Here is a 15,604-nt window from a genome sequence, read left to right as displayed (position 1 = left end):
TTGGTTTATTCATTTAGAGACAGACGAACTGACTGCCGCCATGATAAGTCTTGACCAACGATGCTCAGGGCTTCGAGGGTAGTTAAACAGAGCTGATTGTCTCGTTATGGGATTAAACTTGCAAAGGCAGATATTCGCTACTCAACCAACTGATTGATTACTGAGCCGCGGCTGATTTTAATTTCTTCGCTATCTGAGAATTATTCATTCCATTCGCTTTGAGCTTCCGGATTTCGTCCTTTTCAACGACGCCGTTCGAGGTCTTCTTCCGTGAGCCTTTCCTTGGGCTCTGGCGTTTGCAATACCGGCCTTTACGCGTTCACGGATCATGTCGCGTTCAAACTCAGCAAAGGTTGAGAGCATTCCGGCCATTGCCCTTCCAGAGGGTGTAGAGAAGTCCAGCGACTCAGTGAGCGACACAAAGACAACGTCTAATTCGCGAAGCTCATTCAATGTGGTGACGAGATCGACGAGGCTACGCCCGAAGCGGTCGAGCTTCCAAACCAACAACGCATCAATCTCCCGCCGCCGAGCCATCTTGAGCAGTTCCTCACGCTTCGGCCGCACCTTTGCTCCAGAGCCGACCTCCTCAACTTCGACCGTAAGTGTCCAGTTGCGGTTCCTGATGTATTCCTTCATCTGCTTGAGCTGCATTGGAAGCGTTTGCTGATCAATTGTCGATACTCGTGCGTATATTCCTACTCTCATGACAGCAGAATAGCAAAGAAGAAACAAAGTGTCAATAAACTACTGTTTATTGACACTCGCAATCAAGTGTGCGAAATCCAATAAAACCCAGCGTTTAACGCCGCATGTTTTCGAGGGGTTTTTGACACCTTATATTCTGAGACCCCGATTTACGCGGCCGATTACGATTGGTGGTTACGGCCACACCAGAGGAACATTAGTCCTGTTCGAACCCGTGGCTCGTAAATTTCAGCGTCCGGCTGTTTTCGGTGACCGTGCGCACGATGTTGTCAGATGCCCCATTGGCAATTTCGGCCTCGATCTCCAGCGTGACCGTAACTTTTGCCCCTAACAGGCCAGAAAGATGAGCGATGACCTCATCAGCGATCTGGCTTGCGTCGCGACCGCCGCGGGTTGGATCGAGCGATGCAGTTCCATGAAATCGCTTTGGCTGGGTTGCAATGGGCGGGGTCGGTTCCGACGTTCCAGCTAACGGAACTGGCGAGCCATGGCGGCCACCTACGATCGGACCGGTCTCTTGATCTTGGCCAGGAATCGCAAGTACAGCCTGTTCGCCTTCGATCTGTTTCAAGGCGACATCAGGTTTTACCAACGATCCGGTCGTGTCGGCGTCGAAAAGTGAGAGATTTCTTACCGAGCATAAATTTTGAAGGACTTTCAAAATCGCTCTAATGATAAATCGTCTAGCATCATAAACGGAAATCAATATGCTGAAGTTTACTGTGTCTGGGCGACACGCGGGGCGGTTTTGAGAAGAACTGCCGTCTGTACTATTATATCGCCGGGATAAGAAAAGGATAATAAAGAAATGGATTCAATAATCTTCCGGCTTGCATCGAGTACTGGGATGGGGCAATACGAGCCTTACCACCAACTGACTCTTGAAAAGGGATCCTACGTCGCCACCCCAATCAAAGGTGATGATGACGACTTCACTGCGTGGAACGCCTGGAGCGGTGTTGCAGACGAATGCACGTCGCCAACGGAGTGCAAGCGGGGATGGTTGACGAGCTTTAACGCCTGGTGCCAGGATTTTCGCTCGGCTCCAAATAACACAATCAAGAATAGATCATTTCGCTCGGAAGACATCGCGACAGCAATCGCTCACGCAAATTCGTTGCCATTCAGACTTACCCGTCGATCATTTGTTAATTTCTTTATTGCAGATACGCTTGACGATGACAACATCGGCGGTTTAACGATTCGGCTTGAAAAAATCGGCTAATGTCCGAGATGGGTTGTGCGCCAACGGTGTGCCAAACTAATGGAATCTATTTCGAACAGAAATCACAAAATATCAAATAGGATAAGTGTTAGAAAAACAGTTCGAACCTAAGAAAACAGTCTTTGAGCTTTTGTAATCATCAGGTCGTAAGTTCGAGTCTTATCACCGGCTTCATATAACTCTAATAACTACAGGCATTTACAAAATGCGAAAGACGGAAACATTACCGTCCTTTTGTCCATAGGACTAAAATTAGGACTACGCGGAGTCGATTTAGGAAAGTCCTTCTCGGGTTTGAGTGTCCAGACAAAGTAAGTAAAATCGGATCGACTTCGGCGCCATCGGCCCAAAGCGAAAACGATGTCGGGTCGCTTGGGAAAAAGGCGACTTGCTCATTGCAAATTTCTTTACTCGAAACTTCACTGATTGTGATGACGCCTTATTCACTGCATTCTGCCAAATCATTTATCACTCGGTGACACTCCAGATGTGCAGTGGGTTGCTACTGAAGTGGTTTAATTTCTCTGGACACGACTCTCACGGTAGGATTTAGAAAATGAATCTTAGGAGGGGAAAATGAGGAAATATGACGATGAGTGCATGGGAGGCGATGAGGAAGGTAGTTGGTGGCAGACGGTGGTGTCAGTTGCTAGAGAGCTGGGGGTGGCCGAGGGGCTGATCCAAAATTGGAAGAAGCGGGATTTCGTGAGGTATCTTGCCTTATTCATCTTTCAATAATCTTCTAAATTCCTTATCCTCAATCTTATGCCAATCCAATACATACAGGGACAAAGCGAGGTCTAACTCCGATCCGGGAGCGCGGGTGCCGGATATCGTCTGTTCGGTGTCGACGATAATGGCGGAGTCTTTTTCTATCGGTCCGACGCTCAGGGAGAATACGCGGGCTATTTTGGTCCAAGTTCTGACGGGTTTTGGGGCACTCTGGACCACAGGAATCAAATGAATCCTAAGAGTCGCGTTTTTATCCAAAATATTGAAATGGTCAGAAAATTGGAGCGATTCAAGATCATGCGTCCGTGCGGTCATTGCCAGCGAGCCGAATATAAGATTCGGAAGAAAGGAGTAGGGAGAATTTGCTACTGGTTCACAAACCTTGAAATAATTGTGCTGCATCCGCTACCGTTCATTTTTTTGTCTCGCAGAGTAATCAGGACTGGGCAGACTCAGAATCCGTATAGAGGCGAGTCAATAGATGTTGCTTATCGTATTGAGTCAGAACCGGTTTCAACGTTTTGAGAGTATCGACAGAATTGACCGCTAGTGAAGCAAATTCAATAACCCGTTCGAACTCAGCAAGTACAAGTCGTTCCTCATAGTCACTGTTTTCAAGTATCCCGTGCGGGATCTTAACAATAAAATCATAAATCTCGGCATATTCCTTTCCCGGCGAGCGGCGCAATATGCGTCCACGACGTTGGATAAATTGCTTGGGGTTACGGCTGCTCGCAAGAATATATGCAGTCTTGCACGCGGGAACATCAATACCTTCGTCCAGGCACTTGATGGCCACCATAGCATCAATCATTCCCGTTCGGAAGTTATCCAATATGTTGACCCGTTCCGCCCGAGATTCTCTAGCTGTAAAATGTGAACATCGCCAACCCAACTTATAAAGAGTCTTCGATACTACATCGACCTGCCTCGTAGTTTCACCAGAATCTTCGTCTTCAGGCTCCCGTCACCGCAGTAAAAAGTGACAGTGGCTGCGGTGCTTTGTCGGCAAGAAGTTGTTTCAAAAGTATCGGCTTATTTTCGGCCTTACCAAGAATTCGCGCTCGTTTGATTAGCAGTAATTTTAACCCTTCGTTCGAATCTGGATCTGGAACGCCTCCCTGAGCAGCGGCGGCCGCTTGGGCAATCTTAACACTCAGTTCCTCATATTCAGCGGACTCTGCCTCGGTAAGATCTACTAAAATTGGATAGTATTTGTAAGGTGTGAGGACGCCGTCGGCCAACGCCTGAGCCAGCGAATATGAAGAAACAATTGGACCATAGTAACCAAGCAACTTCGAATTGGCATCGTTCCACGGCATTTTCAGGCGTCGCGGACAACTGAGACGCATATTAGCATTCTTAGGAAGAGCTTTTAGTAGGTTCTCGCTTGAGTGATGGTGACATTCATCACCGATCCATAGGAAATTAGTTGACGGTACGGTACGAATGATTGCTTGGAAGTTTGCCGACTGAAGTGTGGCGTTCACGACAACGGCACAGACAAAATTTAATGAGCCATCATTATATAAGGCTGTCTTTTGTGTAAATTGCTCTACCCAAAGAGCAGAGCTAACATAACACTTAACCGGATAAATCTTGAATTTTGTAAGTATTTCCACCCATTGGTCAGCTAGACTTTGGTAAGGCACCGCTATCACGACGAAGAGCTTCTTAGTTGCCTCAAATATCTTCACCGCTCCGTAAATAGCCGTGATAGTCTTGCCCGCACCAGTCGCAAGAGCCATAACCCCATGCAAGTCGCTAGATTTCCATGATTCAAGAGCTAGTCTTTGATGTTCACGTATTGAAAACTCGTCACCACCCAAGTATTTTGGGACTTCAGGTGAGTCACAAGGAAGTTCCTCGTCGAACTCCAATGTTGCTTCTTTGTCCAATCCAATTTCGACCGTAGTTGTGAGTAGTTTGGGGGCCCGCCTTGCAATTGTAATCAGTTTGTCTTTTGAGGCTTTTGGAAAGCCGATGACCAACGTGTCCTTAGTAGCATTATTCCATAGCTTCTCAAAACCACTAACGTAGGGCTCGAAATGTTCAGTAAACTGAGGCCGCCAACTCTGGAAAACGTTAATTGACTCAAAATTAAAATCAGGCAAAAGGGCATAGGCTGTCTCATTTGCTGATCCCTGAAAAATAATCTTGTCACCGTCCGGATCTGTAAATACCCCTATTTTTTCGTGATACATGCCTCGCCGACGAAGGGCGACCTTAATTTCTAATTGGCCATTTGCAACTAGAAAAGAGAGCAATTCTAGGCGCCGAGTAAAAAAGGCTGTCGCTAACCCCATCGACGGTTTTATCAAATTCCGGAAGCGAAAGTATTTTGAATGTTCTCAAGAGAACTATCCCGAAGTTCGTAACCGGACTTAATTGCCGATAATCTTCCGGCTGAAGTTCGCCGCCAAAAATCAGACGGATATACCCGCCATTCTGAACAAAAGCAGAGAGCCCTTTCGCAGCATAGGAGAGCATGCCAGCCGAGAAGAAACCAACGGCCCTGTCATATTTAACCGATTTCTCTAATGCTGGTATATAAAAGTCCGAGACGATGTTGTCTTCGTTTGTTCGATATACCGACTTTAAGTTTAGGTCTCTGAGGCCCATTAGAATGAAATGTCGGGGATTGCTATTTCCGAATCTGTAGATTGGTCAAGAAAACCGTGGGCCTTAAACGCAACAAGGAGCGCCTGATCTCCATTTTGATCAAAAGGGGATTGCTTCATCCAACTTTCGACAATCTCAAGCCCTCCTTGGGCATACTCTTCAAATATTTGAACCATTTTGTCTTCATTCTCTTCTCGCAGAATCTCCCCATCCTTTTCAGAAGCCAAAGCAATGAGATAGACAAGGTCAAGTGCTTGTTGACTATTACTCCATATTCGGGCATCAACTTCATTCGTGTTGGATGAAAGTGGCTTCCGGGAGTCATGTTCAAACCCTAAAATTCCGGCAAAACATATAACGTCCCGAATGGTAGGAAACAAAGATTTCTTCGTCACCGGATGCTCTGTGTTACCCAATTTCTGAACAAGATTCTCGAACTCTTCACTTCTTCTTATTGCTCTCATGCCTACCTTATCCTTTCGATTCTGGTCATTGTCTTCGGCTGTTCAAACAGCGATGTCACATAACTGGTTCCATTTAACGTTAACTCGGTTACACCTCTATTTCCCATATTTTCTCGATTCTCAGACACAAGTACGTATTCTGCTCCAACAAATGGTTCAAGTGCTTTCAAAACGCCTTCATTACCTTGCGAACTACTAACCAAAAGAACCACTTGGTGGGTCAATTTCGGAATGTGGAAAGCGACGTCCCTTTGATAATAAGGATCGAGTTGCCCGAACGGAGCATCTAAGATCAACGGTGCAATCGTGCCCGGTTTTAAAATAAATCTTGTCTCATTCATTCTCGAGCCAGCAAATTGGATAAGTGCCCCAATAAAAAGTAGGCTCAGAAGTTGGTTCTCCCCGCCGCTCCTAGGAACTGACCGACCATCCGCGAAGGTGAGATCAATCGAGAAATTACTTTCGATTTTGCATTTGTAAGGCCTGTGAGCAACTTCTTCTAAAATTCGCGTTATTTCATCCTCAATCGAAGAACGTGCTTCCTCTTCATATGTCTCGAGAAGTCCAGCGATAAACAAACCTGCACGCTCAAGCAGTTGTTTGCGAAACCAAAGTGCGGCCGATACCGTGTTTTGAGCCGCGATGCTAGCCAATTCCTTCTCCAGAACCTTTTTTTGCTTCTGGTAGCTCCCAATTGCTAATTGACGACTACCGATTTGCTGACTGACCTCCTGAATTCTTTTTTGAGCATTTTGCCGACCCGTTTCGAGTTCGTTGATTTCGATCACATTCAAGCCCTGGATTTGAACACCCAATTCACCAACTTCGTGTTCAAGCTGAGACCTGAATTCTAATCTGCCCGCGTGTATTTGATTCAGTTTTTTCAACTGTTGAGGTGCATCGTATGCATCCTGTTTTAACTGATTTATCCTTGATCTTGCATTTATCACCCGTCGCAATGTTTCTGCGTTGGAAGCGTTGCTTAAAAGCCCACTCACGGCTCTCCATTCTGGGGTCCCGGGCTGAATCGGCCGATCGCATACACACGATTCGCTATTCAATAACCCTCTTACAAATTCCTCATTGTAAGGGCTCGAATCTTACCCTTAAGGCTCTGTTCATCGATGAAATCAAGTGAAACCGAGGTCAGCTTTGGCTAACTGATCATGAAGCCCCTTCCGCCCAATCCAGTCTATGATGTCTCTTCGAATGTCATCAATTTCATTTTTGTTCGATGAAGTAATCTCTCCTTCTCGTCTCTGACGTTCTTGAATTTGTTTCTGCACCAGCTAAATTTCTTAACTTTTCAGTCACCTCATTAAGCAACTCATTCAATTCGTTACGCTCATCCTCAAGCTCAGATATCTGGGTTTCGGTTTTTTCGAGAGCTTCATCTAACTTAGTAACTTGTAATTCAATCTCTCGAAGCTTGTCTTGACCAGGCAATTGGGAGAGTTTTTTAACCACCGCCTTTTCAATATCTTTCAAATCAGCGATAGCCGCTTTCGCAAGCGTTGAGCCTAAAATGTTCTTGATTGCTTCGCTTATGACCTTGAAATTTCTCGCAGATGTAAAGCTCTCCGCGGCTTCCCCGTCAAAAAAATACTTTTGCCATTTCCGCCGGAATAACCGTTCGAATAAAGGTTTCAGGAGACTCTAAGCTACTGTAATGGCCATTTTCACTAATGCTTGAAATTGTAAATTTGGTCTTATTGGAACCGACACTTTCGTCATCGTGAATCCGTGTAGCTTCGTACAATTTGGATTCATGCTGAAATTCAACGCTAACTTTGGCATATTTAGTCCGCTCCCGAACAGCCTCGTAGTTAACGATCTCGTCTGGCTTTTCAAATTTCGTAGTCGTTTGATGAAAGAAGGTCCACAAAACAGCATTTAGAAGGGTCGTTTTCCCGAACCCGTTCTCTGCGTGGATCAACGTTACGTTTTTTTCCGTACTGGTTGAAAAATCAAGTTCTTGAGTGCCGTAGAATTGTCGAAAATTCTCGAGGCTAATTTTCCGGATTATCATTCAAGAATTCCTCGAGATGAATTTGTTCAGCCATTTCCCAATTTCTTGTTGTCTTTCGGTTGTAACGTTTCTAAGTTCGTAGCCATATTTTCGTTCGATATTGACCACTTGCTTTACGAAGTTCTCTAATTGTTCTTGTGAAATTTCTTCCATAATGATGTCGGGTTTTGTCGGTTGCAAGCTATGGACATGGAAAATTATCAGGGAGTTCGTATCCGGTTGGGCCCGGCAAATATTAGGAAAATAATTGCGAAAAGCCAATAAGATAGTGACAACCGCTTTGTAACGAAGTTTTAACAGTAAAATGTTGTGAAGTCAAGGACTTAGCGTTGCGATTGAAGGTGGAGGGGTTGGAGCAGCAAGAACCCGAAGGGAAAACTCAGTACAGTCTCGTTGGACTGCGGGGATTGCGGGTCTTCCACGGTTTTGTTAAACCCTGAATCAAGCCTTAACAAAATGAACATCAACTAGTGAGCTTGAGTTAGACAATAGTACTAGTCATTCGAATCCGGAAGAAGCGAAAATAGTCCGCTGATATCCGAAATTTGCTTGTTACTTACCTTGCTTGCCAAATATCCAATACCTAGATGCAAATGGAGCTTCAGCTGACTTGCGAGAGTCTCTTCGTCGAGTCCCATTCCATCGTTCTTGATTCTCTGTTTTAGCAAGGCAAGATATATCTCTTGGAATTCTCCTCCGAAGACATTCCATTTCATTTCTACGGAGCTATCGGTCACGATCCTGATCGGGGCTGGCGTCGATGGCTCTGACACGAAACACAAAATGCCCAACGACAAATGACATTCCAATTTTGGATGCCAGTAGCACGTTTTATGCGAATTAACTGTTCCTTAGCCTGTTGTGATAGGCGAATGGTTTCGATGGACATAATTTCTCCAGTTAAAGACGTCTATTCTAAACAGCTGCATCCGCTGACAATCCCTTGGTACCAATGGCTTCAGTTAAGGCGAACCCAAAGTACCCATCGGTTATAGTCGTTGCGTTCTCGGTATCATCGAATTTTAATGTATAGCTCCGACTAACAAATGGACGAATTACATCATAGAGGTCCGAGTCAATTTCTTCGTCCGTGGATAGAAGGAAAACTTGGTGGCTAGCATAAGGAAAGTAGTTCTGAACCAAATTGATCCGATGCCCTGCATCTAGTCTTCCTAGCGGCGTGTCAACTACCGCTGGTAACGGCCGATTTGACGCACGGGCAAGCCCCCAAAGCATTGCCACAGCAAGTAGTTGTCGTTCTCCCGCCGAAAGATCATCCGGGGATAAACGTTGATCATTGGCACCCATAATTTCCATCGAAAAGTCATCGATATTTATCTTCAAGCTCGAAACCAAACTCTTCTTTCTGAGTAAACTCGTAAACGAATCAAAAATCAGGTCGGAAATATGTCCTGTTTGCTTTTCGAGCATTCGACGACTTAGGTCAGCTATCACCTGCCGAACTTTTGTAGAATGACCCAGAATTCGGAGTGCATCCTCACCTTCAAGCGTCGATTCAAGATTAGTTTTGAAGGTGACGAATCCATTTGCCTTGAAGCTCGTCCTTCTTTGAGGCTAATCGCTTTTCCTCGAGATTGAGGGCGGCTAGCTTTATTCTGCTCTCTTCAAGCATCTTCTTAACTTGTCCGATTTCTTCGCGGATTGTGGCAATGGAGTCGATATCCGGAGTACCCGCCAATTTTCGGTCCAAGTCATAAATTCCGGTCCCAAGGGTTTGAACCAACTCCAAAAAGAACAATAATTTTGGCCTCGTATGGCTTAGAACATCACCGTTTAAGAGGGATCTTAACTGTGCATTTCCATGTGGGCTAAGTTCTATAAAGCGATCAATCTTTAACGTGTTACTTCTCCCCAGGCGATCGGACCGGAGATGTTGTTCCAAATATGCTCGAATAACGGAACTCAATTCAATCGACTTAAGGGAATCCAAAAGGGCTTCGTCACGTTCTTCCAACGTGGTGAGAATTAGATCGTTCTGATCAGCCTGAAGTTCCACATGCACTTGACTGTGAATCTTTGACAACAATGCTTTCACTAGGAATAGTGGAAAGACGCCTCCAGCAAGATCTACTAATGCCGTATTGGTCTCATTCAATTTACCGATTAGCTCGCGCCCGGTCCGACTCAACCTTTTCGCGTTCTTCAGCAAGCTGTCCACCCTTTCGCAAATAATCGCGAGATAAATTATCCAGTCGCCGTTCGTACTTATCAACCTCATTCGTTTGCAAGTGGGCCTGGGCGTCAACATATGAAGCACGAGTTTTTTCGATTTCGTTGATTTGATGTCGTAAATTCTCAAGCTCGGCCTTCTCATCTCGACTCTTGTGTACCATCCGTTGACGTGATTCAAATACAGCAAGGTCGGTTGATAATTGACTGACCAAATCTAATCCGAGAAGAGACTTGATTGCTTTGGAAAGTAATTCTCTGGCTTTGCCCTCGTCAGCCAGGGCTTCGATCTTCTCGCCATCAAAGAAGAAAAGCTGGGAAATTCCGACGGGCATATATTCATCTATTATTTCATTCCATCGTTCAGCGGAAACACGGTCATCTCGCCCGTCTACTTCCACTTTGACATTCTCAACAATCCGATGTTTCTGGTAACTCCACGAACGCGAAATTCGAAATGTTTGGTCTTGTCCGGAAACCCGAAGGCGAAATTGTATGCACACTGATGCACCAGCCGCCTGAGGGACCCCCCTAGTGATAGAGTTCTTTAGGTATGTATCGTATGAAACGTTTCCCCGTTTTGCGAAACGGGCCCTCCTTCCGTACAGAGCCAGTTGGAGAGCATCGAGAAATGTCGTTTTGCCATCTCCATTAAGCCCACCAATCAAAATAATCGGAGCTTCTTTTCTGATCGAGTGCAGGTTGACAACGTGCCGCCCTTTGTAAACACCGAAATTGTAAAGTTCTAATTCTTCAATTAACACGCTTACCCCTCTCGGCCGACCTGTTCAATCAGCCCGTCAATATCTATTCCCTCATATTGGTCAAACACAGATTGATTTGTGTCATTTTCAACTTGGGAAAAATTCGTTCCACGCAATTCGGACAGATTGCTTACTACCTTACGACGTTGAGCACGCGATCTGGCATCTTCAATGTCGTTGTAAAAATTACGTCGAAAGGCCTTCTCGATCGCCGAATACAGCCCCGCCCGCTTGTTGGCAGTTCTGAATCTGTTCTCTACATCTATTAACTCTCTTGTAAGCTGATAAAGGATGTTATCGTCCCCGCAAATATCCTTCAAAATCTGTACTTCGTCTGTTCCCAACACGGACTTTTCATCTAAATCCCAGTCTGGGAAGTCGACCCCCGTCTCCTCTTTATAAACGTGTGGCAGAACGTCTTCGATTTCATGTTTGTCGATAACCCAAATGCGTCTAATTTCACGTAATTCTGGTAACGTAATTAGCTCGATGTCCCTTACTGCTTCAGGTCCATTCGCCCTTATCCATTCTTGAACTGAGAGAATTTTCCTTAGCCAATTTATCCTTGCCTCCTCAGTATATGGTCCAGGAATACTTGAATCGTTGTATAACGTAACGCTTCCATCCATTCTTCGAAAATCACGCAGGGAACGATCATTTCTATTTCCAAATTCATCTCGCGGGTCGAGCTCGTTTCGCAGATCCAAAAGCGGCCGCATCCATTCCTTTTCATCGTCGTTTTGAACCATTGCTGACATCGAACGGTCTTTATCCACTACCGTGCACACCCAACAACCAAAACGACTATCACCGCAGCTTGGTGTTGTGCTGTCAACAACCAGTGGGCACTCACCATCTGCGGATGCTCCCTTATACATCGTAAGCAGATCCTTGTTGTCGAACCCCCAAGCATTCGGGTATTGCATCAAAAACATCCAGACATCATCATTCGACCAGTCTTCAACCGGGCTGTAAACGAATGAGTTAATCAGGTTGGGTCGGATGTTCAACTTGTCTCGAACCTGTTTTCGCTCAAGTTTCTCCATTGAACGAGCTCGGTTCAAGCTTTCAGATTTGCGTGTACCAAGAACAACGATCGCTTCGCCATTCTCTTTGACCACATTCTTTATGAACTGGTTCGAAGGCTTAATTTTCAACCGCTCGGTACACCAACGGAATTTGGACTTTGGCGCGGGATACCCTCTTCCAATCAGATTTACCCAGAAAGTATCCGCCACTTCCGGCGTGAGCCGGTGAGAAAATAGGCAAGCCACTTTCGTTGGCACTTTGCCTAATTCTAACCATTGACCTATTCACCCACGCTGCGACGATTGGATTCTCAACCAATGTGTCAGTTGTAATCACGTGCACAGGTTTCTTCCGGTCCTCTTCGGGCATTCTTTCGAGTGCCATCCAGATCAGCTGAAGAACGGCCGTTGAATCTTTGCCCCCGCTGTACCCAACTACCCACGGAATTTCGTCAGAGGCATACATTACAGAAATCTCTTCCAGTAGCCCCTCGACCATGTTTTTCAATCCGAACTCCCGAAAGACCGAATTTTTTGTTGTAGTTGTCATTTCTTGTTTTCTCCGCTTAAGAATGCATTCTCGAATGCCTGCTCTTCGGGCGTGAGGCCAAGCCCAAGCTGCCGTTTTAGAACATTAGTCGTTAATATCACGTTCGACTCTGACTTCGATATACGTCCTCCAATCATGGCTCGTCCCTCCCATAATTTGGTGTTCGCACGTGACCAGTCAATTTGTTTCAGAAGCATCAATTTCGATCGGATTTCATCCTGTTCATAAGTCAATAATTGGGAGCCAAGTTTTCCCATCGCCTGAAGAGTAATTCCATGAGAATGGATATAATTGGTTCTAATCTGACTCGAAGGGATTCGTCCATCTCTGACAAGTTTCCAATCGGGAAATTGCTTTGCAATTTCATTCCAATAAAACTCGCCAAGCCTTGCCCGCTCGGCAATCGAATCATCCTTATAGGACGCAAATAGAGCATTCGTAGCGGTATAAATTGCACTAAGAGTGAAGAGCTTTCGTGACCTCAAAGCGAGGGTGCTTTTTTCCATGTCAACAAGATCATGGTAAAGCGGAATCCTTAAGACTATTAACTTCGCTAGCTTCGCCATTTGATCCCGATGATCGTAAAGAACCCCAATCGACTTTGATGGCCTTATGGCATACCTATTAAGATCCGCAAACATCTGTTGGCATCTTTCCAAGCCTCGATCCACGAAGAACACAACCGCAATACTCTCGTCAGCCAGCTCTGGCTTTTCACGCATCGCTAGCTCAATCGCAGCACGTCTGTGCTGTCCGTCATTAATTATGAATCGCGCGGTCATTGGAACACGAAGTCGGCCTAATTGTCGGTCTCCCAAACCCTCGTCGTACGACTCAAATGTAACCTCTCCATCAATTGACGCGGTCAGAGCTGAAAAGGTGTAATCACCAGGATTTTTAATAAGGTAGTTTACGATTTCCGGCAACCGATTCTTGTTTAACGTCCTTTGAGCCCTGACGTCAGCGGGAAGTTCCTCCTCATCAAAAATAAAGATCTTCGGAATAAGGCGAAGTGGGCACATGGAAACGAAGTACTCGCGTCTCGCTTGAATGCCCTTTATTGCAGGGAAGATATACTCGAATGATGAACTCACGGTAAATTCTGTCGAACAAAATTGTCGGCATCCAATAACTTGACTAAATAATTTTGTTTCGATTGCATTATGTCGTCTAGTTTGTTATTTTGTCAAATAGAAATAACATACATTCTCTTATTTTTGATGTACAACGAAACATAGAATGATCTATCTTGATTGCAACGCTACAACTCCGCTCGAACCCGCTGTAAAGGACATTGTTATGTATTTTTTGACTGAGGAATTCGGCAACTCAGGTAGCAGAACGCATGAGTTTGGCATGCGGGCTCAACGGGCCGTCGAAAACGCTCGGGCTCAAGTTGCGGCGGTCGTTGCCAGTGAAGTTTCGGAAGTCGTGTTCACGAGTGGTGCAACCGAGAGTAATAACATCGCGATTCTTGGGCTGGCTCAGTTTGGGGCGGAGACGGGAAAATTGCATATCGTTAGTACGTCAATTGAACATAAAGCGGTACTAGAGCCCCTGCACCAACTAAGGGAGCAAGGATTCGAAGTTACGATCGTCGATCCCGATCGCAACGGAATAGTATCGGCTGATAGGATTTGCGCTAATGTACGTGAGGACACCTTGCTTGTATCAGTCATGCACGTCAACAACGAGACAGGTGCGATTCAGCCCATAGGTGAAATCAGCGAACAATTGAAAGGGCGTTCAGCTTTCTTCCATGTGGATGCGGCTCAGGGTTTTGGCAAAGAAATTCCAACCCTAAAAAACCCACGAATTGATCTAATTAGTATTAGCGGTCACAAAATCTACGCTCCTAAGGGAGTAGGTGCCCTAATCGCCCGCCGCCGCGGGTACAACCGCCTTCCCATTCGGCCGCTTATGTTTGGCGGCGGCCAAGAACGTGGACTCCGGCCGGGCACGTTACCTGTACATCTTCTTGCGGGCCTTGGCCTTGCCTCAGAGTTGGCAGCAAAGAACTGGCAGAAACGGATTACGCATTGCGAAGAATTCAAACAACACTTACTTACTGAACTTTTGCCACTTAATCCAAGGATCAATGGCGTTGCGGAAAGTACGATGCCGAACGCCATCAATTTATCGTTCCCAGGTATCGACTCAGAAGCCCTAATGGTTGCGCTTAAATCCAATATGGCGATCTCAAATGGTTCTGCATGTACATCACATAGCTATCAACCTAGTCACGTTCTCAAGGCAATGGGGCTAAAGGAAGACGAAATAAAGGGAGCGATACGAATTTCGTGGTGCCATATGTCTGAACATCCAGACTGGACTCAAGTAAAATTGCTTATTCAGTCCTATTTTGATTAGGTTCGCGACTGAAACCGAAAATCCGGCAATCGACATTTCCGTTGCTGGACAAAATTCGGTCAAAGAGGGCTTTGGTTGAAAGTGCGATATCTTTCCTATCATTCATAGATGCGGGTAAGGAGCATTCCAAGGCGTTTTTTTAACTTAAGAAAGGCGAAGCCACAAGTTCGTTTGTTAAAAGATACACACTTATACTTTTGAAGTTAGTGTGTCTAAGCGGCCCAAGGTGGCCGTTTGTGGATTCTAGCCAGTTGGAAATCGAGGAGTCCTGGCAACTTGGCCGCTGCTTTGAACTGCGATATCGGCTTCAGCTTCTTAAACGACTCGGTGAAGTTGTTTTCCAGCGACCACAGAGTAGAGTCCGGCGTGGTTTCAAACTCTTGCGATACTTCACTGAAAAGAGAAATATGCAGGTGACGGTGATCAAAGGCGTCATAAATCAAAACCTTTGCGTCATCGGGGTCGATGTGGGTCGCCCGTTTGTAGTCAATCGATTTTCGAAGGGATTGCCATCCCCTTTGGATTCTATCGATTCCGATTGAAACGGATTCGACCAGATTAAAATCGCTAAACGTGTTACTGAGCCAATATGACCGAACACCGAAGAAATCGATAAAGGCGACAAGAATCAAGACAACGAGCGACGCAATTACCACTTTTCTGCGATCACGATTTAACAAGGGCAGTTTGCCATTGTGGGCTTCCATATACATTGTTTCGCGAATTAACTTATTCAACTCCCAGGTCCTTAAGTCTCCAATCTTCTTCTGATTTTCTTCATTTTCGCGTTTAGCCACTCAATCAGGAAGCTCGTCTAGCTCAATTTTTCTATCTATATTCACCGCACTTTACCCTAGCAATTTATTTTGAATGTACGTCGATCGATGGCAAGCCCGCCGTTACCCGTATCCTTGTTTTGGGG

At 45.5% G+C, this 15,604-nt stretch carries 16 protein-coding genes and 2 pseudogenes; 2 read left to right on the top strand and 16 right to left on the bottom strand.

Going from position 1 to position 15,604, the window contains the following annotated elements:
• Nucleotides 1-204 precede the first annotated feature (204 nt).
• Nucleotides 205-708 carry a recombinase family protein gene (locus IPK01_00715; protein MBK7932019.1) on the bottom strand — a complete coding sequence of 168 codons (504 nt, stop codon included), beginning with the start codon at nucleotides 706-708 and terminating at the stop codon, nucleotides 205-207.
• A gap of 196 nt (nucleotides 709-904) precedes the next feature.
• Complete coding sequence (locus tag IPK01_00710) at nucleotides 905-1,369, bottom strand: hypothetical protein (GenBank protein ID MBK7932018.1); 465 nt, start codon at nucleotides 1,367-1,369, stop codon at nucleotides 905-907.
• Nucleotides 1,370-1,555: 186 nt separating this feature from the next.
• Here IPK01_00710 and IPK01_00705 point away from each other — a divergent pair, with 186 nt between their 5' ends.
• Nucleotides 1,556-1,933: a hypothetical protein gene (locus IPK01_00705; protein MBK7932017.1), complete on the top strand. Its 378-nt coding sequence runs from the start codon at nucleotides 1,556-1,558 to the stop codon at nucleotides 1,931-1,933.
• A 720-nt stretch (nucleotides 1,934-2,653) separates the two neighbouring features.
• Here the strand turns inward: IPK01_00705 and IPK01_00700 are convergent.
• The 13 genes and pseudogenes from IPK01_00700 to dndB form a co-directional block, all read right to left on the bottom strand.
• Entirely contained in the window at nucleotides 2,654-3,067 is a 414-nt protein-coding gene (locus tag IPK01_00700) for a hypothetical protein (GenBank protein ID MBK7932016.1), read from the bottom strand.
• Between the two features lie 34 nt (nucleotides 3,068-3,101).
• Nucleotides 3,102-3,560, bottom strand: a complete 459-nt coding sequence (locus IPK01_00695) for a hypothetical protein (GenBank protein ID MBK7932015.1) — start codon at nucleotides 3,558-3,560, stop codon at nucleotides 3,102-3,104.
• 61 nt (nucleotides 3,561-3,621) lie between these two features.
• Nucleotides 3,622-4,971 carry a DEAD/DEAH box helicase family protein gene (locus tag IPK01_00690; GenBank protein ID MBK7932014.1) on the bottom strand — a complete coding sequence of 450 codons (1,350 nt, stop codon included), beginning with the start codon at nucleotides 4,969-4,971 and terminating at the stop codon, nucleotides 3,622-3,624.
• Between the two features lie 315 nt (nucleotides 4,972-5,286).
• Complete coding sequence (locus IPK01_00685) at nucleotides 5,287-5,751, bottom strand: DNA phosphorothioation-associated protein 4 (protein MBK7932013.1); 465 nt, start codon at nucleotides 5,749-5,751, stop codon at nucleotides 5,287-5,289.
• 2 nt (nucleotides 5,752-5,753) lie between these two features.
• The gene (locus IPK01_00680) at nucleotides 5,754-6,749 is read right to left on the bottom strand and encodes a hypothetical protein (protein ID MBK7932012.1); all 996 of its coding nucleotides are present in this window, start codon (nucleotides 6,747-6,749) and stop codon (nucleotides 5,754-5,756) included.
• A 223-nt stretch (nucleotides 6,750-6,972) separates the two neighbouring features.
• Nucleotides 6,973-7,239, bottom strand: coding sequence for a hypothetical protein (locus tag IPK01_00675; GenBank protein MBK7932011.1), 267 nt, complete (start codon nucleotides 7,237-7,239; stop codon nucleotides 6,973-6,975).
• A 106-nt stretch (nucleotides 7,240-7,345) separates the two neighbouring features.
• Nucleotides 7,346-7,780, bottom strand: coding sequence for an AAA family ATPase (locus IPK01_00670; GenBank protein MBK7932010.1), 435 nt, complete (start codon nucleotides 7,778-7,780; stop codon nucleotides 7,346-7,348).
• A 494-nt stretch (nucleotides 7,781-8,274) separates the two neighbouring features.
• A pseudogene (dndE, locus tag IPK01_00665) lies at nucleotides 8,275-8,669 on the bottom strand (DNA sulfur modification protein DndE).
• A 26-nt stretch (nucleotides 8,670-8,695) separates the two neighbouring features.
• A complete protein-coding gene (locus tag IPK01_00660) occupies nucleotides 8,696-9,211 on the bottom strand; it encodes a hypothetical protein (GenBank protein MBK7932009.1) in 516 nt (171 codons plus the stop codon).
• Between the two features lie 91 nt (nucleotides 9,212-9,302).
• On the bottom strand, nucleotides 9,303-9,896 hold the full coding sequence (locus tag IPK01_00655) for a hypothetical protein (GenBank protein ID MBK7932008.1): 594 nt from the start codon (nucleotides 9,894-9,896) through the stop codon (nucleotides 9,303-9,305).
• A gap of 1 nt (nucleotide 9,897) precedes the next feature.
• Nucleotides 9,898-10,734 (bottom strand): DNA sulfur modification protein DndD, encoded by an 837-nt coding sequence (gene dndD, locus IPK01_00650; protein ID MBK7932007.1) that lies wholly within the window; start codon nucleotides 10,732-10,734, stop codon nucleotides 9,898-9,900.
• 2 nt (nucleotides 10,735-10,736) lie between these two features.
• Nucleotides 10,737-12,312, bottom strand: a pseudogene (gene dndC / locus IPK01_00645) (DNA phosphorothioation system sulfurtransferase DndC).
• Nucleotides 12,309-13,406, bottom strand: a complete 1,098-nt coding sequence (gene dndB / locus IPK01_00640; protein ID MBK7932006.1) for a DNA sulfur modification protein DndB — start codon at nucleotides 13,404-13,406, stop codon at nucleotides 12,309-12,311. Before dndB ends, dndC begins: the two are co-directional and overlap by 4 nt.
• A 145-nt stretch (nucleotides 13,407-13,551) precedes the next feature.
• On the opposite strand from dndB, the gene dndA reads away from it, so the two are divergent.
• Complete coding sequence (gene dndA / locus IPK01_00635; protein ID MBK7932005.1) at nucleotides 13,552-14,682, top strand: cysteine desulfurase DndA; 1,131 nt, start codon at nucleotides 13,552-13,554, stop codon at nucleotides 14,680-14,682.
• Nucleotides 14,683-14,894: 212 nt separating this feature from the next.
• Here dndA and IPK01_00630 read toward each other — a convergent pair whose 3' ends face one another.
• The gene (locus IPK01_00630; GenBank protein ID MBK7932004.1) at nucleotides 14,895-15,479 is read right to left on the bottom strand and encodes a hypothetical protein; all 585 of its coding nucleotides are present in this window, start codon (nucleotides 15,477-15,479) and stop codon (nucleotides 14,895-14,897) included.
• Nucleotides 15,480-15,604 lie beyond the last annotated feature (125 nt).

Source organism: Acidobacteriota bacterium (assembly GCA_016713675.1).
GTDB lineage: Bacteria > Acidobacteriota > Blastocatellia > Pyrinomonadales > Pyrinomonadaceae > OLB17.
Note: the sequence above shows the minus strand (reverse complement) of the source record. Positions and strands in the feature narration are given on the sequence as shown.

Bases quoted from the DNA above. Each gene is read 5' to 3' on its own strand.
- IPK01_00715 (MBK7932019.1), bottom strand. From the start codon at position 708: ATGAGAGTAGGAATATACGCACGAGTATCGACAATTGATCAGCAAACG.
- IPK01_00705 (MBK7932017.1), top strand. From the start codon at position 1,556: ATGGGGCAATACGAGCCTTACCACCAACTGACTCTTGAAAAGGGATCC.
- IPK01_00700 (MBK7932016.1), bottom strand. From the start codon at position 3,067: ATGCAGCACAATTATTTCAAGGTTTGTGAACCAGTAGCAAATTCTCCC.
- IPK01_00690 (MBK7932014.1), bottom strand. From the start codon at position 4,971: ATGGGGTTAGCGACAGCCTTTTTTACTCGGCGCCTAGAATTGCTCTCT.
- IPK01_00685 (MBK7932013.1), bottom strand. From the start codon at position 5,751: ATGAGAGCAATAAGAAGAAGTGAAGAGTTCGAGAATCTTGTTCAGAAA.
- IPK01_00670 (MBK7932010.1), bottom strand. From the start codon at position 7,780: ATGATAATCCGGAAAATTAGCCTCGAGAATTTTCGACAATTCTACGGC.
- IPK01_00660 (MBK7932009.1), bottom strand. From the start codon at position 9,211: ATGCTCGAAAAGCAAACAGGACATATTTCCGACCTGATTTTTGATTCG.
- dndA (MBK7932005.1), top strand. From the start codon at position 13,552: ATGATCTATCTTGATTGCAACGCTACAACTCCGCTCGAACCCGCTGTA.